Source organism: Pedobacter nanyangensis, from assembly GCF_003313505.1.
GTDB lineage: Bacteria > Bacteroidota > Bacteroidia > Sphingobacteriales > Sphingobacteriaceae > Pedobacter > Pedobacter nanyangensis.
This window is the reverse complement of the sequence record NZ_QMHO01000003.1, coordinates 540,261-565,893: the sequence shown is the minus strand read 5'-3', so window position 1 is coordinate 565,893 and position 25,633 is coordinate 540,261. Positions and strand designations below refer to the sequence as shown.

Annotated in this window: 16 protein-coding genes; 5 read left to right on the top strand and 11 right to left on the bottom strand. The window is 41.3% G+C overall.

Annotation, left to right across the window (positions count from 1 at the left end):
- Nucleotides 1–11: 11 nt before the first annotated feature.
- The gene (locus DUT71_RS08460) at nt 12–1,232 is read right to left on the bottom strand and encodes a glycoside hydrolase family 5 protein (RefSeq protein ID WP_113662085.1); all 1,221 of its coding nucleotides are present in this window, start codon (nt 1,230–1,232) and stop codon (nt 12–14) included.
- 165 nt (nt 1,233–1,397) lie between these two features.
- Nucleotides 1,398–1,805, bottom strand: coding sequence for an inner membrane protein YiaA (gene yiaA / locus DUT71_RS08455; RefSeq protein WP_113662084.1), 408 nt, complete (start codon nt 1,803–1,805; stop codon nt 1,398–1,400).
- A gap of 203 nt (nt 1,806–2,008) precedes the next feature.
- Between yiaA and DUT71_RS08450 the strand changes: the two genes are divergently transcribed.
- The 5 genes from DUT71_RS08450 (at nt 2,009) to DUT71_RS08430 (ending at nt 14,913) form a co-directional block, all read left to right on the top strand.
- Nucleotides 2,009–3,922 (top strand): ATP-dependent DNA helicase, encoded by a 1,914-nt coding sequence (locus tag DUT71_RS08450; RefSeq protein ID WP_113662083.1) that lies wholly within the window; start codon nt 2,009–2,011, stop codon nt 3,920–3,922.
- Nucleotides 3,923–3,945: 23 nt separating this feature from the next.
- Entirely contained in the window at nt 3,946–5,433 is a 1,488-nt protein-coding gene (locus tag DUT71_RS08445) for an NAD(P)H-hydrate dehydratase (protein WP_205313881.1), read from the top strand.
- A 300-nt stretch (nt 5,434–5,733) separates the two neighbouring features.
- Complete coding sequence (locus DUT71_RS08440; protein ID WP_113662082.1) at nt 5,734–6,795, top strand: T9SS type A sorting domain-containing protein; 1,062 nt, start codon at nt 5,734–5,736, stop codon at nt 6,793–6,795.
- Nucleotides 6,796–6,872: 77 nt separating this feature from the next.
- Entirely contained in the window at nt 6,873–10,451 is a 3,579-nt protein-coding gene (locus DUT71_RS08435; RefSeq protein WP_113662081.1) for a pectate lyase family protein, read from the top strand.
- A 73-nt stretch (nt 10,452–10,524) separates the two neighbouring features.
- A complete protein-coding gene (locus tag DUT71_RS08430) occupies nt 10,525–14,913 on the top strand; it encodes a pectinesterase family protein (RefSeq protein ID WP_113662080.1) in 4,389 nt (1,462 codons plus the stop codon).
- A gap of 553 nt (nt 14,914–15,466) precedes the next feature.
- Here the strand turns inward: DUT71_RS08430 and lipA are convergent.
- The 9 genes from lipA to DUT71_RS08385 all read right to left on the bottom strand — a co-directional run bounded on the left by lipA (nt 15,467) and on the right by DUT71_RS08385 (nt 25,513).
- Nucleotides 15,467–16,360, bottom strand: a complete 894-nt coding sequence (lipA, locus tag DUT71_RS08425; RefSeq protein ID WP_113662079.1) for a lipoyl synthase — start codon at nt 16,358–16,360, stop codon at nt 15,467–15,469.
- 93 nt (nt 16,361–16,453) lie between these two features.
- Nucleotides 16,454–18,535, bottom strand: coding sequence for a tetratricopeptide repeat-containing sensor histidine kinase (locus DUT71_RS08420; protein WP_113662078.1), 2,082 nt, complete (start codon nt 18,533–18,535; stop codon nt 16,454–16,456).
- 170 nt (nt 18,536–18,705) lie between these two features.
- Nucleotides 18,706–19,140, bottom strand: coding sequence for a GNAT family N-acetyltransferase (locus tag DUT71_RS08415; protein ID WP_113662077.1), 435 nt, complete (start codon nt 19,138–19,140; stop codon nt 18,706–18,708).
- Nucleotides 19,140–20,081: a phosphatase PAP2 family protein gene (locus DUT71_RS08410; RefSeq protein ID WP_113662076.1), complete on the bottom strand. Its 942-nt coding sequence runs from the start codon at nt 20,079–20,081 to the stop codon at nt 19,140–19,142. Before DUT71_RS08410 ends, DUT71_RS08415 begins: the two co-directional genes overlap by 1 nt.
- A gap of 114 nt (nt 20,082–20,195) precedes the next feature.
- Complete coding sequence (locus DUT71_RS08405; RefSeq protein ID WP_113662075.1) at nt 20,196–20,825, bottom strand: sterol desaturase family protein; 630 nt, start codon at nt 20,823–20,825, stop codon at nt 20,196–20,198.
- Between the two features lie 4 nt (nt 20,826–20,829).
- Nucleotides 20,830–22,113, bottom strand: coding sequence for a DUF4833 domain-containing protein (locus DUT71_RS08400; protein WP_113662074.1), 1,284 nt, complete (start codon nt 22,111–22,113; stop codon nt 20,830–20,832).
- 3 nt (nt 22,114–22,116) lie between these two features.
- Nucleotides 22,117–24,675: a DUF5686 and carboxypeptidase-like regulatory domain-containing protein gene (locus tag DUT71_RS08395; protein WP_113662073.1), complete on the bottom strand. Its 2,559-nt coding sequence runs from the start codon at nt 24,673–24,675 to the stop codon at nt 22,117–22,119.
- A gap of 2 nt (nt 24,676–24,677) precedes the next feature.
- Complete coding sequence (locus DUT71_RS08390) at nt 24,678–25,052, bottom strand: GtrA family protein (protein ID WP_113662072.1); 375 nt, start codon at nt 25,050–25,052, stop codon at nt 24,678–24,680.
- Between the two features lie 5 nt (nt 25,053–25,057).
- A complete protein-coding gene (locus tag DUT71_RS08385) occupies nt 25,058–25,513 on the bottom strand; it encodes a phosphatidylglycerophosphatase A family protein (protein WP_113662071.1) in 456 nt (151 codons plus the stop codon).
- Nucleotides 25,514–25,633: the final 120 nt, after the last annotated feature.

Here is a 25,633-nt window from a genome sequence, read left to right as displayed (position 1 = left end):
ACCAATTTCAATTACTTGCCTTCTTTCAGCCCCAATCCTTTCAAATAGCCATCATTGGTTGTAGCCTTTTCAAACTTGCAATTTTCCAAGAGTTGGTTTAAAACCACTTCAATAGCCGCACGGTCTTTCGGAGCGTACTTTCTAATATCGGCAAAATTTGCTTTGGCTTGGTCGGCATATTTAATGATCAGGTCGTAGTTTTCAGGTCTAGGGAAACTGACAATGCCTGCTTTGGCATCCATCTTTTTATAAGGCCAAAAGTGCCAGCTAATTTGGTGTTTCTCCATTAAAGTTCTAAACTCCAATATCCACTGGTCGTTGTTTTCTCCTGTTTCCCCTACATGAATGGGCACGTTATATTTGTCTCTAAAATCTAGATATTCCTGAATAACGTCTTGCGTAGTGGCCGTCCAATATTTGTGGAAACTGTAAACTAGCTTACTGTCAAAAGGCGCACCGAAAACTTTAAAATTAGAGTTCCATTGTGCGCCACCTAAAAAGATGATATGGTTTTTGTCCACTTTTCTCACCTCGGCAGTAATGGCTTTATATAAAGGTTCAAGATGCACATTTAAGGTTTTGGTATCGAAATAGTGCGCAATAGGTTCGTTCAATAAATCATAGCCCAAAACCGCAGGTTCATTTTTGTAGCGTTGTGCTATTTTTTTCCAAATGGCAATGGTGAGTGCCTGGCTTTTTGGGCTTTCAAACAAAAATGGATAACCATCGCTATCGTCGATATTATCGCCTGTTTGCCCGCCAGGAGCACAGTGCATATCTAAAATTACGGGTAAGTTTTCCTCTTTACACCATTTGATCACTTTGTCTAAAAGTTCAAAACCTCTATTTGGATTATTGGAGCCCAGGTAGCTTTCGGTAGTGAACATCTTATAATGAAAAGGAATACGGATAGCGTTCATTCCACTACGTTTTAAGTATTGGATATCTGCTTGGGTAATGTAGTTGTTCAGGTACTTCTCCCAAAATTCGGCAGTTTTGTCCGGGCCAATCAGTTCGGTAACTACTTGGTTGATCATTCTTGGCGATGATACATCTTTGAATTTGAACATGTAGCCTTCGGGTACCAACCAATTCCCTAAGTTGGTGCCTTTTAATACGATGGGTTTTCCCGCGGGGTCAATAATGTCTTTGCCTTTAACGGAGAAAAATTTTCCCTGAGCTGTGGCAAGCAAAGGGAATAGCAAAAAGATGAGCAGTTTAAATGGTTTCATATGTTTAATATCTGGTTAACTAAAAGTAGTTTAATGGACGTTAATTAAGCGGCAGGTAATCAAAATTTTACTTAAGTGTTCTTTTTACACTAAGCAGCCATTTCTTGGACAACAAAAAAGCGCTACAAGTTTTTACCGGTAGCGCTTCCATTAATTTGTGGTTTCTTAATTCAATGGATGTTTCCCTTTTGCAATTTGGCCATCTCTGGTATTTTTCTGTACCGTAATGGCGCCAAACAAGGCAAGTAGAAAAGCAAAGGCATAAAAGCCCTTTTCGCTGGGCAGCAAATCTGCATTCCATAGCCCAATAATGAGTAGGGCAATGGTGAGCAAGGTAGCAAACCAGCTGATGCCATAGTAAAGTTCGGTTACGGGAATCCCTTCCAGTTTGTCTCTTACTGCCTTTTGCAGGGAAACTACGGCAAACAAACCAAACATCAATACGGCAAAATAATAACCTTTTTCGTTGAGGAGCATGTTTGAGCGCCAAAGGCCAATAATAAAGCCAATCATGCCTACGCCCAATGCAATCCACGAGGCTGCAATAAAGGCATTTGAAGGTTTTTGAGTCATTGTTTTAAATTTTGGTTAATCATTTAACAATTGCACTACAGACTTTTGGACTTGTTAATTGTTACAGTATTTTGCGTATTATGACAAATGTGGTGAGCCTCAGATACACAGATGTTTTGGATGTATATGGCGTAACTTAATCTTTTTAAAAATGTTAATTATTTGATGTTCGCCTTGCTAATTAATTTAGCTAGATTTGTGTTATGGATAACCTAGTGGCTGAAAATCCCATTGCAGATAAAGTTTTCGAATTTATTGAATATACCAATCAATCTATTTTTTTGACCGGTAAGGCGGGTACAGGAAAAACGACCTTGTTAAAGCGAATCAAAAAAGAGAGTTCGAAAAAAATGGCCATTGTAGCACCTACTGGCGTGGCGGCAATGAATGCCAAAGGAACCACCATCAACTCTTTTTTCCAACTGCCCCCAGGTTCTTTTTTTCCAGGTGATATTGGCCTGCAAAATTTACAGGAAGGCTTTGTTTCTATCCGTTCGGTAGTAAATGATTTAAGTTATGGCAACGATAAACGGAAGCTTTTTAATGAACTGGAACTGTTGGTGATTGATGAGGTGTCGATGGTGCGTTGTGATGTGATGGACATGATTGACGTTTTGCTGCAAGCTGTTCGGAAAAACAGCAGTCCTTTTGGTGGTTTGCAACTTTTATTAATTGGCGATTTATACCAACTTCCGCCAGTAACCAAACGTGAAGATTGGGCGGTTTTGAGCAGGGCATATCCGTCGCCCTATTTCTTTGATTCGCAGGTGGTTCGCCAAAGCCCGTTATTGCAAATTGAACTGACCAAAGTGTTCAGGCAAACGGAAGAAACCTTCATCAAAATCTTGAATGATATCAGGAATAACCAAATTAATGACGAAGGTTTGGCCCTGCTCAACCAACGGTTTGATCCCGAGTTTAAAGATGACCGGGACATCAACCCCATTATCATCACTTCGCACAATGCCGAAGCGAACCTGATTAACAAGCAAAAATTGGATGAATTGGAAGGTGAAATCCACACGTTTGATGCAGAAGTGAACGGTGATTTCAAAGACTTGGGCTTGCAGGCAGAGCAAAAGCTTGTATTAAAGGTTGGGGCGCAAGTGATGTTCATTAAAAATGATACCGGAGAAGATAGAAGATTTTATAACGGCAAGATCGGGAAAATCAAATCCATAGAAAATGGAGAGATTTACGTTTCTTTTACGGATGAGGAAGATTTGTTATTGGCCAAAAGTTCGTGGCAATCTTTTGAATATAAATTAGACGACCAGGAACAGGTTTCCCAAAATCAGGTTGGTGAGTTTTTACAATATCCCATTAAGCTGGCATGGGCAGTGACCATTCATAAAAGCCAGGGCCTAACTTTTGACCATGCCATTATCGATGCCGGAAAATCGTTTATTGCAGGGCAGGTTTATGTGGCGTTAAGCAGGGTCAGAACCTTGGATGGATTGGTGCTTAAATCTAAAATCAATAAGGATAGCTTAAGGTCCAATAACGAGGTGATTAACTTTATGAAGCCGCTTAATTTGGAGCAGCTAAACCAAATAAAGGTAGAGGCACAGGAAAAATTCATCATACAGCTGGTCCTTAATCACTTCCGTTTTCATCAGGTAATAGATGAGTTGAATTTGATAGATCATGACCCCGAAATTAACCGGGCCAATATTCCCTTGTTTAAAACGCAGCTTGGCGAAATCATTGCGGCAGTTTCGGCGCTGGTCCCATTGGTCAGCAAGTTTCAAGCACAGGTAATGCTTTTGCACCAACAAGGTGGCTTTGCTGCCCAGCAAACGATTCAGTCCAGAATTACCGCCGCAAATACTTACTTTGCTAAAGAACTTGCCATAAAAGCACTTAACCCAATGCTGAAATTGATTAGGGTAAAGCCTAAAAACAAGTTACAGCAGCAAATTCAGCACCAACTGCAAAAAGTAAGGCAACATACAGACAACAGTATTACCTTAATGCACATTGGAGCCCAGTTGTTAGCAACACCAATAAAAGCTGCGGATTATCAGGCCTGGATCGTGAAACATCGAGCCAAACAAAAGAAAGTTCAGGAGAACAGTTCCAATGCACAAGAAGCGGTTACCTTACAGCTATTTTAAAAAACCATTAATCGTTAACACGGATGAAAAACCTGCTTACTGCTTCACAAATTAAAGCCGTTGATGCTTATACCATCCAACATCAACCCATTGCTTCCATTGATTTGATGGAAAAAGCAGCTTTAGCGTTTGTAGCAGCTTTTGCAAGGGCTTATCCTGATCGGCAGCAAGCTATTTTGGTGGCCTGCGGACAAGGAAATAACGGTGGCGATGGTTTGGCTATTGCAAGGATATTGGCCGGTAAAGGTTTTTCAAATGTTCGGGTACTGTTAACCCACTTCTCCTCAAATTCCTCAGCCGATTATAAGATCAACCTTGAGCGATTGAAGCAACAGGTGCCCAGTGTTCCTGTTTTCAACAACACGAATGAGCTGGAATTCTTGAACAATGAAATCGTGATAGATGCGCTGATAGGTGCTGGTTTAAACAAGCTTTTGACTGGAGCCTATGCGGAATTGGTTGCTTTGATCAATGCTTCAAGCGTAACGGTCGTATCCGTAGATGTACCTACCGGTTTCAGTAGCGAAGGCGAAATAAAACTGCCTTACCAAGGGATCAAAGCAGCTTTAACCATCAGTTTTCAATTGCCAAAAATCAACTTTTTCTTCCCCGAAAGTGCCAAAGCTTTGAAAAAGTTTAAAGTAGTACCTATTGGCTTGGACGAAGATTATATTCAAAGTTTACCTAGTGATTGGAAGTTAATTACCCATCAATTTGTTGGTGATACCTTAAAACCCCGCGAAAAATTTTCTCATAAAGGAACTTACGGACATGCACTAATACTTGCTGGCCATACCGAAACCATGGGCGCAGCCTTATTGGCAACAGGTGCCTGCTTACATAGTGGCGTGGGTTTGGTAACCGCCAGCATTCCGCAAAGCGGCTTAACTGCTTTAAATGTAAGTTTGCCAGAGGCGATGTTTTTAAGCAGGAACGCCCTTCAAAAAACATCATTAAACAAATACCAGGCTGTTGCCGTTGGACCAGGGCTTGGGGTTGGCTTGGAACAAACCCAATTGCTTGAATATTTGCTTGCACAAGCCCAACCGCTCATATTAGATGCCGATGCGCTAAATATCATTGCTGCTCAACAGGAATTGTTAAAGAAAATACCTCAACAAAGCATCATCACCCCGCACTTAAAGGAGTTTGATCGTTTGTTTGGCGAACATCAAAACTGGTGGGATAGGGTGGAAACTGCCAGGCAAAAATCCAAAGCACTACAAATGGTGATCGTCCTTAAAAACCAATACACTTTTATAGCTTTGCCATCGGGCGAAATTTGCATTAATCTAACCGGCAATCCCGCTATGGCACAAGGCGGCATGGGCGATGTTTTAACTGGGATGATCACTGGTTTTATGGCTCAGGGATATACAGGTGAACAAGCTGCTATTTTAGGCGTATATCTGCACGGGAAAACTGGCGATACTTTGGCGAAAAATCGTGAGGTAATTTCTGCCTCGACCTTATCTAAAGCTATTCCTAAAATTTTAAACAGAATCAAATAATTGGCAGCCACCCTAACGAATACTTTTTGCTGATATTGTAGCTGACAAAAAAAAGTAAAAGATAAAATCCTTGGGTTTTAGTCGGCTATAACTTCATTTTCAACGGTTTCTGTGGCTTTTTTGAGCCTTGTAAGCATTTTTTTTTCCGAGAACGATTGCACAGTTTTCTCTTTCATTAAAAAAAACAAATGCTTAAATCTGTAGTAGATTTTAGATAATGATGTGTTTTTTAGCCTTTTGCATGCGAGGTAAAAAGGTACGCTAAAATCTTACCTGACCAAATTTGTAAACCTAATTGTTATGAAAAAAACTTTACCTTTTTTCGCATGCCTTTGTATGCTCTTTGCCCTGGTAACCAAAGCTCAGCAACTTACCTATAAAGTTCCTGGGCCGGCAACAACAACATCTACGGATGTAGTTAGTGGAACCAATACTCAAAACAACATCAAGCTCGACTACGAAACTACCGGTGTGGTAGCAGATGGTACCTCGGGATTTTTTTATTACACGTTAAATAATACCACAAGAAATGTTGCGCTTACCTCATTGTCGGCAAATAATATCACTAAAATTTCTGTGCAATATAGAGGCACAGGAAACTCGAGTGTATCTGGGATCTCGGTCAGTTATGGTTCCAGTGCTTCTGCCATAGAGGGGACGTTAACGCACACCATGTCTGCTGGGGCTCCCGCTCCCGGAATTTTGGCCGAATTTACCATCCCAAATGGAGGAGCCAAATTTGTACAAATCAAGCGCACCTCCAGTACCGCCCGCTTATATTTTGTAGCGGCTGGTTTTGCAGATTATACCCTGCCAACTGATTATCTGCCCCTGGAGCTGCTCTCTTTTGCTGCAAAGCCAGATGCCTTAGGGAAAACCGTAAACTTAAACTGGAAAACCACCAATGAAGTGAACACGCAAGATTTTGTGGTAGAAAGAAAAGCTGATGGCACGGATTTTTCTGCAATGGCCACCGTGCAAAGCAAAAATACAACGGGTGTACATGATTATAGTTTCACCGATAAAAATCCTTTTGTGGGCAATGCTTATTATCGCTTAAAGCAGCGTGATAAAGATGGCACGCATACTTACAGCGATGTTGTCCATGTTAAAATAGAAGGCATTAGCTTAAGCTTACAACCTAATCCCGCAAGCCACGAGCTGGTTGTAAACCACGAAAATGTGAAAAGCACCGGCGTGTTAAAAGTGGTAGGCTTGGATGGAAGATCGTTGATAAAAGCCAATGCCAACACCGGCACTGCTTCCACCACCATCAATGTGGCCTCGCTTGCCTCGGGTACTTATTTATTGGTTTACGAAATCAACGGACAAACCCAATCACAAAAGTTTATCAAAAAATAATCCGTTCCAATCATTAAAATATCCAACTGTCTTTACGGGGCGGTACTAGATGGCTATTGTCTAAATTATTTGAAGAGATGAAATATTTAAAACCTTTTTTATTAGGCATAATGTTCCTTTTGTGCGTATTGCAGCTGCATGCACAGCAGGTAACCTTTGGCAGCGATGGGAAATATAGCTATAACTTTCAGCAAAGTGCCTTGCCCGCGGGCCTTACCAGTAATGGAACGCTTAGCCCAACCAAGGCTGCCGATGGCGTTTGCTCCAAGGGAATGGTGCAAATAAATGCCACTACACAATACCTTGACGTAAATTTGCCAAGCTGCAGTGTTTTCAAAGTGAATATGAAGAGTACAGCTACCTCAACCAGAACGGTAACGGTAAGCTACAGTACCAATAATGGCACTTCGTTCCAAAATATCGCCTCTACGTTAAGCGTATCTACCGCAGCTGAATTTGATTTAACCAGCCAGGCTGCTTTCCAGGCTTTAAAAAGCGCAAACAACATCATTATCAGATTAACAGCTAGCTCGGGAAATACCCAGATACACGATTTGTATGTGGAAGCTGGAGAGGCTTCCATCAGTTCTGATGTAGAAGTAACCGCGTTTAAACTGCCTGGCCAAGTAGGTACAGAAACGATTAACTATGCCGCAGGTACCATTAACGTAAATGTGGCCACGGGAGTTAATTTGGTTAACATAGTACCTGGTACTTTTACCATTTCAAATGGTGCCACCGTTAGCCCTTCGGCAACAGCCGCCCGTGATTTTACCAATCCTGTAAATTATGTGGTAACCGCTCAAGATGGTACCACCACCAAAAGCTGGACGGTAACCACCACCGCAGTGCAGTCTACAGAAAAAGAAGTTACGGCCTTTAAACTTTCTAACGACCAAATTGGAAACGCTTCTATCAATAGCAATACAGGACAAATTTTGGTCACCATGCCGCTTGGCACTAATTTAACCGCTTTAACGCCCGTTACTTTCCAAGTGTCTCCGTTTGCCTCGGTAAATCCCGCCACCAATAGCGCTCAAAATTTTAGTGTCCCAGTAAATTATGTGGTAACGGCTCAAAATGGCAGCACCAAATCATGGACCATTACCGTAGCCATTGTTGACCCAAACCTCACTTTCACCACTTATGAAGCAGAACATGCTGACTTTACGGGTAAAGTGGATGCGCAACATATAGGTTTTACCGGCTCAGGTTTTATCGACTTTTTGGCGGGTGGCGAAAACCAAATTACATTTACCGTATGTAACCAACAAGCGGGTGTACAAACTGCTAAGTTGAGATATTCTTTTGCCAAGGACGAAAACCGCACCGCAGCATTATATGTAAATGATGTTTTTGTACAAAATATTGATTTCCCTCGTACGGCAACTTTTACCGACTGGACAGAAGCGATTGTTTCCGTGAACCTCAATGCAGGCGTCAATAAAATTAAACTGACCTGGGAGACTACCGACGGACCAAATTTAGATCGCTTGGATTTATCAGGATCCCAATGTGCTTCTTATGCCTTAAACATAACAAGTACCAACGGCGGAACGGTGGCATTAAGTCCAAGTAGGGTAGGTAATAGCTACTTTTCAGGCGAAACCGTAACCCTTTTGGCAGAAGAAAAACCTGCATTGAAATTGGACAACTGGACAGGCGATTTGACAGGGAATACTAATCCTGCTACTTTGGTCATGAACAGTAATAAAACCGTGGTTGCCAATTTCAGGGTCATCAATACGTATAAAATTAACGTAACTACGGCTGGAATTGGAAGCGTGACGCTTAATCCAGCGGGTGGAGAGTATCCCGATGGAACGCAAGTGACCGTTACTGCCAGTTCGGTGCTGGGGTCTACTTTTCAAGGCTGGTCGGGCGATTTGACAGGGAATACGGCTTCACAAGTGATTACGGTAAATGCCCACAAAAATATCACCGCCACCTTTACCGATAACCTGAACATTAACTTTAAACAACCAGTTGGTTTTGCTTCCATAACTGCCGATGGCTTTACAGGACCCACTACCGGTGGAGATGCTGTAGTGCCAGGTTTTACCAATAAAACCATCTACATCAATGGCCCGGCAGAATTTAACAAATTGGCGCAAACCCTTTACAACAGGATCCGATACAAATACATGGATGCCAGTCCGCTCACCATTGTTTTGGAACCAGGCATTTATGAAGATGTGACTTTAAACCCTTCGATCAGTGTTTGGGGAAATCACATGCTCGATATCCAGGAGCAGGCCAACTTAACCATCATAGGACGTAAAAATGTGGTGTTCAAGTTTGGGATTAATATCAAGAGAAGCCAAAATATCATCATCAGAAATATCTCTTTTCAAGATTACTACGATGATGGCATCAACATCGGTAATACCGAAACCAACCACATTTGGGTAGATCACTGTACCGTTGGACATCCTACCACGATGCCTACTGATTCGGAACATCCTGATGGAGGAATTGACATTAAGGATGGCGCAAGTTATATCACCATTTCCTGGACCCTTTATCGCAATAGCTGGAAAACGGGATTGATTGGCCACTCGGATAACAATGCCAGTAAAGATGTTGGCCGTTTGAAAGTGACCCATTATGCCAATCATTTCCTAAATACCAATTCTAGAAACCCAAGGGTGAGATTTGGTGAAGTGCACGTATTGAACTGTTTAAGTGAAGGCGTAAAACTTTACGGAATTGCAGCAGCTATTGGCGCCAACGTATTTGCAGAAAACAACTTCTACTTGAATACACGTTGGGGAATGTATGCCGACAGGACATCTGCAGATTTTAAAGCCGTTTTTGGTAATAATACAGATGATACCTTTACTTCAAAAACAGGCAATAAGCCAGCAGTTGGATTAAAACAAGTAGGCAATGAATACGATGATTCGGGTTTGCCGGTAATTACTGCCCAAATTAATCCAGCCATGCTAAACCCTGGCGGCAGGTCGGTAAAATTTGATGAACTGAACCCTGGTAGTGTTTTCGACCCATCTACGTATTACAGTTATACCGCATTGCCAGCCTCGGTGGTAAGGGTATTGGTGCCAATTTATGCCGGAGCAGACAAGGTAGATTGGTTCCCAGATGTGCTGCCTTTGGATTTATTGAGCTTTGAAGCTAAAAAATCAGGAACGGCTACTAGCCCACAGGTAAATGTAACCTGGAAAACCGCTAACGAAAGAAATACAGACAAGTTTGAGGTATTGAGAAAAGGTGATGACGGCGATTTTGTGGTCATCAATACGCAGGCTTCTTTTAATACAGCAGGCGAACATCAGTATCGTTTTACAGACCGTGCGCCTTTATCTGGCAATAGCTATTATCAGCTTAAACAATATGATAAGGATGGTCAAGCCACCATTAGTGAAATCAAAAACATTAATCTTTCAGCGATAGTAACCCAATTCAGCGCCTACCCAAATCCCACTAGTAGTTTAATTACCGTTGAACACGCTGCGGTTAAAACCACAGGAACATTAAGCGTTTACGATACACAGGGGCAGCAAAAAGGCTTCTTAAAACTAAGTAAAGGACAAACAGATACCAGTATCAATCTCGCTCACTTGGCTAATGGATTCTATATCATCAAAGTAAATATAGACGGACAGCAACAGCAGGTAAAAGTAATCAAGAAATAACGCTATTCTCGACAGCAACAAAGGGAGCGCTCGTTGGCTTCTCCCTTTTCTCCAAATTCATGAACATAAAAAAATGAAAAGGCATCTTTTAAAAACTATTTTCGGCATGGTGTTATGGCTTGCGGCCCTTCAGGCGAAGGCACAATATCAGGCTACCGTTGATCCGAACGGGACGGGTAATTATACTACCATCCAAGCGGCACTAAATGCAGCACCCGCTAACGCTACTGCTCCGTATCGGATATTTATCAAAAAAGGAGTTTATTATGAAAACTTAACCATCAGTAAACCTTTTATCCAGTTTATTGGAGAAGATGTGGCCAAAACCATCATCACCTACAACAACTATAACGGAAAGAATATCCCGGGAGGTGGTACTTATGGTACGGCAAATTCGGCTTCGGTAATTATCAATGCTGATGATTTTAGTGCGGCACACATCACCTTCGAAAACACCACCGGCGATGCGCCACAAGCTTTGGCCATTAATGTAAGTGGTGACAGAGCCTCTTTCAAAAATTGCAGGTTTTTGGGCGGGCAAGACACTTTTCTTTCCTACAATTCTAAATACCCGCAATCCTTATACAAATGTTATATCGAAGGTGTGGTTGATTTTATCTTCGGCAATGCCAAAACGGTATTTGATGAATGTACCATTTATCCAAGAGATCGGGTGGACAACCAGACCAGCAGTTATATCACGGCATCCAATACCAGGGAAAGCAAGGGCTTGTTATTCAGAAATTGCGAAATCATAGCCAATAGAGGTACCACCAAATATGTGTTGGGCAGGCCTTGGCAAAATGATGCCGCCACGGCCGAACCTAAGGCAACTTCGGCCACGGTATTTGTAAACACCAAAATGAGCAATGTAGTGAAACCAGAAGGATGGTCAATTTGGGACGCAGGTACTGATGTCAGTAAAATCATTTATGCGGAATACAATTCGATGGACATGAGTGGAAACCCGTTAAACATTGCCTCGAGGGTAAGTTGGTCGAAGCAATTAAACGCCGGTGAAGTTGCCGAATACTTGGACAATAACATCGTTTTCAAAGACAGAAATAATGTGGTTTGGGATCCGTATGCGGTTTTTTTAGACGGCAACGCCGTGCCCGCAAACAGGCTGGCCATTTCCAATTTCAGGTACACCAAAACAGGAACAGAACTCACTTTTAAATGGAACTTGAACTGGCCTGAAAATAATGTGACCTACCGCTTATATCGCATAGCGGATGGTGGAAGCCCAATTTTGGTGAACGAGCAAACCATTACTGGCAACGATGTAAACCTAGCTTATGCGCCAAGCACTGGAAAAGAAACGGTTCCTCCTTCCATGTCTACCTATGAGTATTATGTAGAAGCGAGCTCCGCCAATGGAACCGTGCGCTCAGAAAGTGCTACAATTGCCGCAATACCCGTAATGAGCTTAACCGGTACGTTGCAGGCATTTAAACAAGGGATAGATAAACCTTCGGCAACACAGGTTTTATCTTTAAGTGGCGAATATTTACAAACGGATGTTACGGTAACACCACCTGTTAATTTCGAGGTAAGTGCCGACAATGGCCTAACCTGGAAAGATAACTCAAGTCCGTTAGTATTAACGGTAACCAATGGTTTGCTGGTTTCTAAATCTGTGTTAGTGCGTTTAAACGCAAGCGCCGCGGGACTTTATTCGGGGAACATTACTTTCGTTTCTGGAACAGGGAGCCATAATAAAACCATTGCAGCCAGTGGCGAAACCTTAAATCAGCCTTTGGTAAATAGCAAGGCAATCGCTAGCATCAGCTTTGCGCAAAACTTAAACGCTTCTTATTTGAAAGAAGGTATAACAACTGCTTCGTTAGATTTAAAGAGTTATGTTTTATCTAATCAATCGACCGGAAATAACGTGCCTTTTTCTACTACTTCTGGGGTGCAATTTGCCCCTGCGGCAGATGGTGGAAGCTGGCAAACCGACAATGGTTTAAAAAACATGACCGATAAAACCAAACATATTGAAATTAGTGTAAAGCCAAGCAGTACCTATGAAGTAAGAGTGGATTCTATTTTGTTCAATTTGGCCGTTTTTAATACCACTGGAAATTTTGCCATCGAGTACTCTACCGATAATTTTGCCACCAGTACGTTGTTGAAATCTGGGTTGTTAAACGGTAGTCCATTAGTGGTTACAGGCAGCTATCCAACTTTTGCAAATGGAACCTGGTTGTTAGAGAATCAGAATGCAGGTGCAAAAAGATATGCCTTTGCCCTAAACGGTGCTACTGGCGTTAACGTGTCACCTAGTCAGGAACTTAAATTTAGGCTATACTTTAGAACCGGAAGTTCAAGTGCCACCAGATATGTTACCCTTAAAAATGTAGATATTAAAGGCGATGTTGGGCTAGCGGCCCAAGAAGGCGATTACAGGACCATTAGTAGTGGCGCATGGCTAGACCCAAGCATTTGGCAAAAAATGGTGGCCGGCACATGGTCGGCAGCACCAACCATTCCGCACTTTGGTACTGGGCAAACCTCTTTCATTCAAGCTAACCATACCGTTATTGCTCCCAATGGCCCTGATTTAACCACCGCACAAAGTGGATCTTATGGTTATGTAAATTCCATTGTGGTAAGAGATGGCGGCAAGCTAATGGTAGAAAGTGGTAAAACGTTGAACATCCACCGCGATCAGCTGTATCAAATTGATGGGGAGTTTGAAAATAATGGCACTGTAAATAACGATGGTAAATACGATTTGATCATCAATGGTTTAGTGACCAATAATGGCACCTTAAAAGTTGACCAAACAGGAAGTAACGTGTTCATCAAAGGAAAGCTTACCAATAAAGCTTCAGTGAATTATAATTATGTAACCGTGAAAGATGGCGGGGTTTATGAGCATGCCGCAAATTCAAACACCATGCCGGCCGTGATTACTTTCGAAGATGGTGCTACCTTTTTGATTTCGGGAATTACAACTTCCCAAACGGGTATATTAAAAAATACGATAAGTTATTACAATGTAATTTGGAATAACACCGGACAAGGTAACTACTACGCTTTTCAGGGAAACCTTACCAGCAATGTACGCGGTAAATTTACGGTAAACAGTACAGGAACTACTTACCTGGCTTTATTAAATACTAATGGGACTATTGGCCTGGGAAGTTATGAGCAAAATGGAGGACGGGTATTGGTGAGAGAAAATGGAACGGTAAACGCAGTATTAAATATAGCGGGAGATTTTGTAGTGAATAGCGGTACGTTCGAATCCAACTCGGCCGCCTCGGTAAAATTGAACCTAAAAGGAACAGCGGGCATGTATAAATACAGCGATGCCACTACTTTGTTAAAAAACCTTACGGTAGATGTGGTGGGGAATTACACGCTGCAATCGCCAGTAATTTCAGATAACCTTACCGTAGAAGCTGGAATTTTAACGCTGGGAAATAACTCCCTAACCGTAAATAGTATCACCAGGGATAATACGGCCACTGGTTATGTCATCACCAACGGTACAGGAAGTTTGATTGTGAAAAATGTTGGCACAACAAATACCTTAATTCCATTGGGAACAAGTGTAGGCTATTCGCCTTTGAGCATTAGCAACACGGGAGCCAGCAATGATTTCTCAGTAAGCTTAAAAACAGGGATAGACAATGCACTGCCATTTAATGCTAATAACTCAGTAAATCTGCAATGGAATATTACGCCATCAGGCACAGGAGCCAATGCCAATATTCAGTTTCAGTGGACTGCGGCCAACCATAATGCTGGCTTTTCAACCAGCTCGCCCGTAAGTGTGGCCAATTATCACGGGGGAGCTTATGTTGGATATGCCGCCACACTTGCAGGGACTAATCCTTACACCGCTGCCATTAACAACATTAGTCAATTTAGTCCATTTGTGGTGGTTAATGATGGCGTATTGCCTTTGGATTTACTTTCTTTTGAAGCCAAAAAATCGGGTACAGCTACCAATCCGCAAGTAACGGTTAATTGGAAAACTGCCAACGAGCGAAATACAGATAAGTTTGAGGTGTTGCGTAGGAGCGAAACCTCAGCATTTGAAGTGGTGCATGTACAAAGCGCAAAAAATACTACAGGCGAACATCAGTATGGCTTTGTGGACCGCTCGCCATTGATGGGCAGGAGCTACTATCAATTAAAGCAATATGATAAAGATGGAAAGGAGACTTTTAGCGAAGTAAGTTTGGTAGAAATACAAGACTTGGGAATAACTTTAGTTGCTTATCCAAATCCAACGGAAAGTTTAGCTACGCTTAAATTTGCAACCTTAGCCAAAACTACCGAGGTGGCGGTGTATGATTTGCAGGGGCGAAAACAAATGAGCCAATGGGCAAAAAAAGGGGAGAACAGTGCTACTTTGGATTTCAATGTACTTCCAAAAGGTTTATACTTCATCAACCTGCTTAACGAGGGTAAAAAACAAACACTTAAAATCATCAGAAAATAAGTGGAGGCTTGCCATTGCTGGTTTTGGTTTTACCAGGGTAAGTTTCATCCCACGCTAAATTAACAAACGAAGGAGGCACCTCTGGCGATCATGTCAGGGGTGTTTTTTATGGATAGAATTTAACGTGATTTTGGAATAGAGGGCTTGTGATTTTTCATGGCCTGAAGTCCTAGCAAACCCGCTTCGTCCTGCTAAAAACTGAGCCTATTTGGTACGCACTCTTAAGTGTTTATGAGGTTGTTTTTTTACCAAATACTTCCTAAATAAACCACACAGGCACACCGTAACCCCAATGGCATTAACAAACTCGCGAGTGATTCCGCTTTAAGATGGCTTTTCCGAAAAAACGGAACAAGCTATTCTTCGCAATGACGCTCTTTTTTTCGTCTTTGCGAGGAGGAACGACGAAGCAATCTCATTATAGACTACTTATTAGTATATAAAGGCAAGATGATTAATCTCATCTTAGTTACGGATATTTTTGTAGCTAAAAAATAAGGAACACGGTCTTTATTCTTTGTTCCTTATTCTTTAATCCTAAAAAAAACTGTACTTATGCTATTCCTTCAATATCAAAAAGGTGTTTTTCTGCGTGATAAGAAGAGCGCACCAACGGGCCGCTTTCCACATATTTCAAACCTTTAGCCAAACCTACTTCTTTGTATTTAGCAAATTGGTCTGGATGGATCCAGTCAACAACAGGATGATGAGCTTTGGTAGGTTGTAAGTACTGACCTAAAGTTAAAATGTGTACACCATTGGCCACCAAGTCGTCCATGGCTTCAAAAACATCTTCCTCTGTTTCGCCTAAACCTAGCATGATACCAGTTTTAGTACGTAAACCAAATTCCGAAATTCTTTTAAGGCATTCTAAGCTTCTGTCGTACTTCGCTTGAATACGAACCTGCCTGGTCAAACGTCTAACCGTTTCCATGTTGTGGGAAACCACCTCAGGTCTTTCTTCTAAAACTCTGTATAAGTTGTCCCATTGGCCTTTAAAGTCGGGGATTAAAGTTTCCAGGGTAGTGATTGGGCTTTCACGTCTGATGGCTTGCAAGGTTTCGGCCCAAATAATAGAGCCGCCATCTTTCAAATCATCACGGTCAACCGAAGTAATTACGCAATGTTTTACCCCCATTAACTTCACCGAATTGGCCACTCGGTTAGGTTCATCGGTATCTACCGCCAAAGGACGGCCTGTTGCTACAGCACAAAAAGAGCATGAACGGGTACAAATGTTCCCTAAAATCATGAAAGTGGCTGTACCTGCACCCCAGCACTCGCCCATATTCGGACAATTACCGCTTTCGCAAATGGTGTGCAGCTTATGCGTATCCACTAAACTCCTTACTTGTGCATATTCTTTACCCACAGGTAATTTCACCCTTAGCCAATCAGGTTTACGTGCTTTTTCGGTAACTGGCGCTACAACTGGAAGTTCAATCATGGTACAAAGTTAAACAATCTTTATTAATTGTTGTAGCCTTAGAATGTTGGTAGCTTGTAATGTTTAATTGACGGTTTGCGGATTTATCCTCAACTATGGGTTGTTTGAACCCAGGGGAAGGGTGATGTGGAAGGTAGTGCCTTTGCCCAATTGGCTTTCTACTTTTAAGCTGCCGTGGTTTTGGGCAATCATATCCTGGCATAAAATTAACCCGATGTGGTAGCCTTTTTCACCAGCGGTACCGGTATTTGGGGTATGCGCTAAGTTGAATAAATTCTCCAAGTCAATGTCGCTAATGCCTGGTCCAGTATCACGGATGGTGCAAATGATCTTTTCATTTTCTACCCGGGCTTCAAAAACCACCTCATCATTAGCTTTACAAAACTTTATAGCGTTAGAAAGCAAATTTCTGATGACCACATGAATCATATTCAAATCAACAAAAGCTGAAATTTCTGCTGGAACATTGTTTTGAACCTTGATAGATTTTGTCCGGATTTGGGAATCCATCAATTTGATGTTGTGCGCTACAATTTGATGAAGTTCAACCTGAATGGGGTTTACCGTAATGCCATCTAATTGGCTTTTTGACCATTCCAATAAATTGTCTAAGAAAGCTGCGGTATTGTAAATGGTATCTTCTAGCCGGTTCAGTAAGCCCCCAAGTTCTTCTTTGTTCAAAACACCATCACGATACATTTCAAACAAGCTTTTTAGGGAATTAATAGGAGCCCTTAAATCGTGCGAAACAATGGAGAAGAACTTGTTTTTTACGTTGTTCAGTTTTTCAAGCTCCACATTTTGGGTGTTGATAATTTCCATCTGGGTTTTTAGCTCCTCGTTTACCTCGGCAATTTCCTGTTTCTGCTTTTGCAATAAAACATTAGCGTTTTTATTTTCCGAGTTACGTTTATAGTACAGTAGCAATAAGATAGCCACCACCAATAATAAAACGGTAACGATAACAATGACGATCGTGTAATCGTTGATTTTCTCAGAAATCTTCTGATTGTGCTTTTCCAGGTTCTTATTGTCGGTGTTTACCCGGTTTAAGTCACTTAAAATAACTTCTTTTTTGGTTCTGGAGTTATTCAGGCTATCATTAATGGCCATATAATCGGCCTGATGCTTTAAAGCCAGGTCAAATTTTTTCTGCGCAGCTTCTATCTTTACCAGGTTTTCAAGTGCCTGTACCACCAAGGTTTTCGATTCGGCTTCTTTTGCTTTTTCCAGCGCCAACTGGATGTTTTCTTCCGCTTTTTTATATTGCTCCAAATGCAGATAGGCATGGGAGATGGACATTAAAACAATAGCTTCTTGATAAACATTTTTTGTTTTACGATTATTTTCCAGCGCAACTTTCAGGTGGGCCAGGGCCTGTTCAAATTTATTGGTGTTGTTTAATGCCAAACCAATGCCCCAATTACTCAGGGCAATGCCATTTAAGTCGCCTATTTTTTCGCGAATGGCTAAACTTTGACGAAAATATTCCAACGATTTTTGCTGGTTGCCAAGCTTTCGGTTTGAATTGCCCAATGAAAAAAGTGCACTGGCTAGGCCCGCTTGGTCGTGAGGCGTTTCCTTTACGTTATCTAATACCTGATGAAAATAGGCATCGGCCGTTTTGTACTCGCCCAAATCAAAATAAAGCGAGCCCAAGTTCATGATGCATTGGTTAATGCCTTTCCTGTTATTGAGCTTTCGGTAGATTTTTAGCGATTCTTCGTAATATTTTACCGATTCTTTTTTCTTGTCCTGGCGGTCCAGAATAAAGCCCATGTTCACATAGCCCCTGGCAATGCCAGGGAGGTAGTTGCTTTCCTTGGCTATTTCGTGACCGAGTTTGAAATAATATAAACCACTATCTAGTTGACTTCTTACCGCATAGGCAATTCCCATATCCAAATAAGCATTTGAGATAGATGAATCGATGTTGTTTTTCTTGGCTAATTGCAGATATTGGTTCGCATAATAGAACTTTTTAAGGGGATCTACCGAAGTATAAGCGGCCGATAATTTTCTCAAAACCTTGATTTGAGCAGTGTCAGGGCTATTTTTATCCCATTGGCCAAGCAAGTCATCAATTTTGGAAGTTTGCGCTTTTACGGTAACGCCAATACACAGCATGAGCATGCAAAACAGCAAATGTTGTTTTTTGGTGGTGCTAAGCGTCATAAAGAGGTTCTTCGTTTGTTTGGGATTTACTCGATAAATATAAAGAATTATTCCTTGAATGTGTGAAGAAATTAAGGCAGGTAAATCTGTCAAAGCAAAATAAATTGCTTTGTAAGGGGTTGATATCTAGGAGTGAATGTGTTTTTTTGTTTCGTGTAGGTAAACGCAAGTTACAGGGGCATTTCAAACACCTTTTGCGCTTTATTGCTGATGAAACCCAGTGCTTGGTAAAATTGATGACTTTCTGTACGGACAACATTACAGCGGATACGCATGATAGAGATATGCTGGCAACGGCCCCAATGCTTACTGGCTTCAATAAGCTTTTTGCCAATTTGCTGGCCTCTTGCGTGTTCATCTACCACTAAGCCGGCCACTTCAACAAACACCGGGCTTTCTATACGGATACATACCAAGCAATGCAGCCAGCCAACTATTTGGCTGTCCAATTGAGCAACAAAAACAGCATGATCCTTTAAGGAAACAATTTGTTTTAATCTCTTAAATAACAACTGTGGGTCGTTTTCATAGCCTAGCTGGTTGCTTAGGTCATGAATTTCCAGTGCTTGGCTTTCGGTAACGGTATTGAGCTGGATAATCTCCATTAGGAAATAAGTTTTAGCATGCGCTCGATAAAGTTAGCCAATGGTTTTTGTTCTTTTAACCAATTAAATGAAAATATGCCCACTAGGGCAGTGGCAATGCCCGCCAATACATCAGCTAAATAATGATGGCTGGTGTAAACCGCCGCAAACCATATTCCCACCATCACCGTGATAAAAAAGACATTCGCTTTGCGAAATTTACCTTTGGTACCATAATAAACAACAATTAATGGATAAGCGGAGTGCAACGAAGGCATTGCAGCAAACACATTGGAGCCTTTGGCGTAAATTGACTTGAACAGTTGGATGTTAAAGAAATGGTCAAAACGAGCTAAGCCTGCAGTATTTCCAGGGGTACCCGCAATAAAATCAAAACCGTGCTGCTGCACATACCAAGGTGGGGCGGCCGGGTACAGATAGTAAACCACAAAGCCCAATAAATTTGCCCATACAAAAGTGAGTAAAAAGTATAAAAAGTATCTTTTGTTGGTGAAGAAAAGGTATGCTGCAAAAGCGAGTGGAACGGGGATCCACATGAGGTAGAAAAAACCAGTAAGCACATCTAAAAAGGCATTGGTGTGTAATAGCCAATACTCATTTGGCGTCACTAGCGATTTGCCTTCGGTAATCCCGAAAACACTTTTTTCAAAATTGTAGAGATCAGCGATATGTACAGGGTTATAGTTGTAGTTGGGAAAGGCCTTCATGTAATCATAGATAATCCAGTACACGATGAAGATGGAAAAGCCTATAATGAATTTCCGCGTAGTAGCCGATAGGTAATATAAGGCATTGAAAATCCCAATTAAAACCAATTGGTCAGTTTTGTAGCCAACTAAAAAATAAGAGAGGATAAGGTAAACAGCCGAAATACCGAGCGTTAATGGCAGGTCTTTTTTTAAGTTTCTTTTTGGTTCCTCAGAAGGAATATCTGATGTCATTATTTTTTTCTATTAAATGCCGTCATTGCGAGGGACAAAGCAATCTCAAAATAATTGTATTGTAAATCGTTGTAAGATTGCTTTGTGCCTCGCAATGACGAAAAAGGCCAAAGTTTATTGCTGTTTATTCTTCTCAAATCCCGATCTGAATATACCATCCCAAAACATCCAGCTTACCCCAAAACCTTTGGAGGCATCCTGATAGTGATGTAACATGTGGTGATGTTTCAATGTTTTCCAAAATCCACTTTTGAAATTGGCATGATGAAGGGCATAATGCACCATATCGTAAAACAGGTAGCCGCCAATAAAGCCAATAAAGAAAGCATAAACTTTAGTATCGGGTAAAAGCCAATCGAATAGAAAATAAAAACCTAGTGCCAACGGAATGCTTGCCGACGGGGGCATTACCAAACGGTTGGCATCATTGGGATAATCGTGATGTACACCATGGAAAATGAAATGGATGCGTTTGCCCCAGCTACTTGTTGGGTAAAAATGGAAAATCCAACGGTGTAGCACATATTCGGTAATGGTCCAAATGAACAGGCCAAAAGCAAGCCATCCGAAAAATTCCAACACAGGCGTATTTACGTCAAAGAGTGCTTTCCATGCCAAGAAAAAAATCAAAGGCACGTAAATAAGCAAGGGCACATAATATTTTACTTTCGAAAGCGGCTCTAGCAAGTCGCTCTTAAACATCCTAACGGATTCCTTAGAGTTTGAGATAAAATTCTTTGCCATGATCTTACACTTTTATTCTTTCGGTTACGGCCTTGCTGGGGTTGCTGGCATCGTAACCTCTCAATTCAACATATTTAACGTTCGGTATCCAGAACGAACCGCCTTCAATCCTCAAAAAAATCCTGTCCAACAAAATCTTTTTGTTGTTGGCCGTTACATAAACATGATATTTTTTATCTATTGCAGATTTGGTGAGCAGCAAAGGGAATTTTTTGTATGATACAAAGCGCAATTCGAAGTTTCCATTGCCAATGTCTTTGGTTTGTATGCCATAGGCAAATTTGCGCTGGATGTAGTTCAGGTCTTTCTTTCCTTCTTTATCAGCATAGCGCATCCAAAATACATTTACGGGCTTTTCCTTGTTTGGTTGGCCGTCATCGTCCAAATTTAATTGGCAGATAATGGTATTGATATTGGGGTCTCGCTGTACATAAAACAACTGATTGTCGATGTTTTTGGGTGTAGGAAAAGCAAGTGGTGAGGGGTCGCTGTCCTGTTGTGCTTTTAAAGCGGTTGGGTTACCCAAAGCTAAGCCACTAAACAAGATCATTGCGGCTACCAATGCCGCTTTGTTCTGGTTGGCTTTAATAAAATCCTGCGCATCCAGGGCTTTTTTGGCATCTCTTAGCCTGTTCACCGCGGTAATGTTGGTCATTATGGCCATAATGGCGATAGGGAGGGTAAAAATGCTCATGGTTTCAAATACATGAAATTTGATTCCGGGAACGAAAACCTTATAATCGCCACCTAAAAAGTTGTAGGCAATACCGCAGGCAATAGCAAAAACGCCGATGGTTACCACGCGCTCTGGGCGCTGCATTAAACCACCTTTGCACTCCACACCTAAACCTTCGGCCCGGGCCCGGGTGTAACTTACCATCATTGAGCCTATCAAGGCAATGAAAGCAAATAGCGAACTTAAAAAGTAGTGGTGCGAAACGAGATAGTAGCAGATGCCCAAAAACATCACCATTTCGCTGTAACGATCTAATACAGAATCGTACAGAGCACCAAATTTCGAGCTCATATTGCCCAAGCGAGCTACTTGACCGTCAAGCATGTCAAATAGGCCTGCAAAAAGAACCAATGCACCTGCCCAGCCCACATATTCCAATTCTCCACGGTTCGCTTTCTCGGCCCCAATAATAAAAATAACAGCTACACCAATGTTTAAGATCAAACCAATGGTGGTTACCATGTTTGGGGTAAGACCAATTTTGATCAGTCCTTTTACAAAAGGATTGATTACTTTATAAATACCTTGTTGAAGGTTATCTCTTAGCTTCATCTTTTAAAAATCAAGTTTAACTCGCGTTCTAATTCCCCACTCAGAAACCTCTGGGTTATTAAGATAGTTAAATCTTTTAACCAAATCTACCCTAAGTAGTTTGAAAATATTGCCTAAACCAACGCTGCCCTCCATATAAGGTTCTTTGTTTAATGAGTAAGTTCTTTGCATCCCGTTTTCGTAAGTAGGCATTTTGTAAATGCCGGTATTGGTTTTCTCGGGATTGTTCTCATCTCTTAGTCCTCCATAAATGGCTTTGAACGATATGATCTCACGCAGCTTCAATTTATTTAGCAAAGGTATCTTATTTAGAAAAAATCCGTTAAAGCTATGGTCAATATTTATACTTGCATAGTGGTCGCTTACAAACTCAAGGAAGTTCATGAGGTTGTAGGAGTTGAGCTGATAGGCGTAGGTTTGGTTGGCACGGTGCACTGCCAGTAGTGGAAACGGCAACTTACCAGCAATATAGCCTGCTTCTAGGCGAACATCGGTAAAACCTAATTGCGATACATAAAAGCGTTTATCTACACTACCCATGATGTTGTGGTAATTATATTCACCACCCAAAAGGCCTTTTAGGCCCATGGTATATTTTAAATTATAGATGGGGTACCTGTCGATAATTGGTGTGCGGTATATTTTGCCCTGATAGAATTTTTCGTTTTTAGCATATCTTAAACTTACACTAAATTCGCTGGTAGTAAGCCTGTTGATGAACGCGTTACTGCCCGCATCGGCGTAATATAAGCCACCAGCTGGCGTTTGCGACCATTTCTTAAAACCAATAGCATAGGAGAAGCGATTTTCAAACTCCTTCACATAATCTATACGGTAAAAATCGTTGTAGAGCAACATGTCATTTACACCACGTTTAAAGGACAATAAGAAGTTGTCTTCCTGCACAAACTGTAGTTCCTGCCCAGGTATTTTGGTGTCTCTTTGGAAACTTGCCCTGATATAGTTTTGTGGGAATTTGTAAATGGATTTATTATTCAGTGAATAGGTGGCCGATAGGAAGAACTTCCATTTTTCGTCCTTAAATCCGTAGGCAGCATAGTTCTCAAAATAATATCTTTTGCTAAGCTCTGGTGTGGTACGCCCACCCAAGCGCAAGCGGAAACCCTCTACGTTGTTAAAACTATAAAAGGTATTTACAGGGCCAATTTCATAGGGCCCCAGGTTTTGATACCCTGCAAAAAGCAAAGTTACAATTTGCATGGTGCGCTTAAACGAAGGCAGGTTTTGGAGGGTATCTATATTGCTGTAGATCTTAAGTTGCTTTTCTGGAATGGTATCCAAGCGGTTTTTCAACCAGAAATCATCGGATCTTTTTCCCGCACCGGCAAGTACTTCAATTTTCTTGCCAGAGAACACCGTATCGGGGATTTCGATATTGGTTTGGTATTCCTTGTAGTTAACACTACGTTCGCCGGTAAAGCCCAAGCCCTTGTTTTTGTTGATCCCGAAATCAGCAATGAGGTTGCTCTTGCTCAGGTAATAGCGCTTGTCAACATTCTTTTCGAAATCTAAATCTATCTGCAGTGCCCTAACAAAGTTAAGGTTAATGTTCTTGTTAACTCCAAATGATGCTCTTTGTACGGCATAATTGCCATCCATGGTGATGTATATCTTTCCTTCAAACAACATATCGCCCTTATTACGTGGCGTAAAGGAAAGTTCAATCACATTAGGGCTTTGGTTTTTTAAAGTATCCGTAATGAAAAACTTATAGAAGGTTGGCGACGAATTGGCGATAGGGCTCAAAAAATCGTTACTCATCACAGAAATGTTGTTATCATAGATGTTGATATTTTGGTACATCCTGTCAAAATAGGCTTTCATGCCCTCGTTGTCAATAAACCTGCTATCAAACTGCACCTGTTTTTCTGCCAGTACCACAGTTTTGCTTTTATCCGGGGAGAAGCTCAGATACTGGTTGGCCAGTTTTTCCTGTATATAAATTGGAAGTAGATTTTTGCCGCCAATTTGGGTAGAATCTTGCTCCTGAAAAAGGAATTGGTAGTTCCTGAACATCCTTTTGTTCTTAAACTTCTCAGAGATATTGCTCATGGAGAACAGCATCTTTTCGTATTCCTTGTACTGTACCGTTTCGTAAGCTTTAGGCTGGTTGGCATCTTTATGCTCAATGACCTGCCTAATGAGTTCAACTGCCGGATTGTTCTTGTTCGAGTATCTTTTTTTACCGGCTATAATGGTCACTTCATTTAACGACTGGGCATTGGATTTTAAAAGCACATCTATTTTTTGGGTTTGCCCCACTACAATGTTCTTTACCAAAACCTCATAGCCCACGTAGTTAAACTTCAGCTGGTTGTAATCTTCGTTGGTACTGATTTTGAAATTTCCGTCAATATCGGTTTGTGTACCAACGCGGGTATCATTAAAAAAAACCGATACGTAAGGGAGTGTTTCCTTGGTTACGGCGTCTCTAACAGTTCCTGTGATGGTAGTTTTTTGGGCAAATGCCAATGATACACCTGTTACAGTAGCACCCCAAAAAAACAGTGCGTAAATCAATATTTTATATGTCTTTTTCATTTTTACTGCGTGAAAATGAATTGCTTCTGCATGAAGTAATTGTAAATGGTACCGATTAACCCAGAAACGAGAATCTTTGACAGCATATAGTTAATGCCTAAAAAATGAGTGAGGATGTAAACTCCTGTGGTTACGATTAAAAGATTGCCGCACCACACTAAAATATACTTCAAAATTTGAGGCTTGATGTCTTTCTCGGTTGAGTTAAAGACCCAATTACGCCCCATGTAGAAGTTTACACAGCCACCAATAACTGTTCCCGTTACACTCCCTGCAACATACCAAACCCCTAAAAAACCTACACAAAACCATGTGGTAAAATAATCAACCAACGTTGCCGTTAGTGAGGAGGCCTGTGCTTTTAAAAAGGTTAACATTTTCTTTAAAATATCTTGAAGAAAATTATCGCTTGCAGGACAATGTTTGCATAAATGCCCGATAAAACATCATCGGCCATTACGCCCCAACCGCCTGGCCATTTTTCCAGTTTCCTAATACCTAGTGGTTTAATAATGTCAAAAAACCTGAACAATACTAAGCCAGCAGCTACATATCCAATGGTTACTGGGATAAAAAGTAGAGAGATGCACATCCCTGCAACCTCGTCAATAACCACTCGGTTATGGTCTTTGCCCCAAAGTATTTCTACTTCGTTTGCGCTCCTTATTCCCTGTAGCGTTATCAGCAAGGTAACTAAGGCGGGGGCAAGCTTCGGTTCATATTGGCCAGCCAGAAAAAAGTACCATAAAAGGCAGGTAAAAATAGCAGCATAAGTGCCAGCTCCTTTACCTATATATCCAATTCCCAGGCTGGTTGATATGATTTTGTGAAATATCACTTTTCAATTTCTTTGGGTTAAAGCAATTCACTTTCCTTTCTTTTAACACCACAAAACTATGGAAACTTTTTTTAAATCGGCAGTTTCCTCGAGTTGTTTTTTACAAGGTCAGGTAGTAAA

Bases quoted from the DNA above. Each gene is read 5' to 3' on its own strand.
- DUT71_RS08415 (WP_113662077.1), bottom strand. From the start codon at position 19,140: ATGGAGATTATCCAGCTCAATACCGTTACCGAAAGCCAAGCACTGGAA.
- DUT71_RS08395 (WP_113662073.1), bottom strand. From the start codon at position 24,675: ATGAAAAAGACATATAAAATATTGATTTACGCACTGTTTTTTTGGGGT.
- DUT71_RS08405 (WP_113662075.1), bottom strand. From the start codon at position 20,825: ATGGCAAAGAATTTTATCTCAAACTCTAAGGAATCCGTTAGGATGTTT.
- DUT71_RS08430 (WP_113662080.1), top strand. From the start codon at position 10,525: ATGAAAAGGCATCTTTTAAAAACTATTTTCGGCATGGTGTTATGGCTT.
- DUT71_RS08440 (WP_113662082.1), top strand. From the start codon at position 5,734: ATGAAAAAAACTTTACCTTTTTTCGCATGCCTTTGTATGCTCTTTGCC.
- lipA (WP_113662079.1), bottom strand. From the start codon at position 16,360: ATGATTGAACTTCCAGTTGTAGCGCCAGTTACCGAAAAAGCACGTAAA.
- DUT71_RS08420 (WP_113662078.1), bottom strand. From the start codon at position 18,535: ATGACGCTTAGCACCACCAAAAAACAACATTTGCTGTTTTGCATGCTC.
- yiaA (WP_113662084.1), bottom strand. From the start codon at position 1,805: ATGACTCAAAAACCTTCAAATGCCTTTATTGCAGCCTCGTGGATTGCA.
- DUT71_RS08450 (WP_113662083.1), top strand. From the start codon at position 2,009: ATGGATAACCTAGTGGCTGAAAATCCCATTGCAGATAAAGTTTTCGAA.
- DUT71_RS08435 (WP_113662081.1), top strand. From the start codon at position 6,873: ATGAAATATTTAAAACCTTTTTTATTAGGCATAATGTTCCTTTTGTGC.
- DUT71_RS08460 (WP_113662085.1), bottom strand. From the start codon at position 1,232: ATGAAACCATTTAAACTGCTCATCTTTTTGCTATTCCCTTTGCTTGCC.
- DUT71_RS08400 (WP_113662074.1), bottom strand. From the start codon at position 22,113: ATGAAGCTAAGAGATAACCTTCAACAAGGTATTTATAAAGTAATCAAT.
- DUT71_RS08390 (WP_113662072.1), bottom strand. From the start codon at position 25,052: ATGTTAACCTTTTTAAAAGCACAGGCCTCCTCACTAACGGCAACGTTG.
- DUT71_RS08410 (WP_113662076.1), bottom strand. From the start codon at position 20,081: ATGACATCAGATATTCCTTCTGAGGAACCAAAAAGAAACTTAAAAAAA.
- DUT71_RS08445 (WP_205313881.1), top strand. From the start codon at position 3,946: ATGAAAAACCTGCTTACTGCTTCACAAATTAAAGCCGTTGATGCTTAT.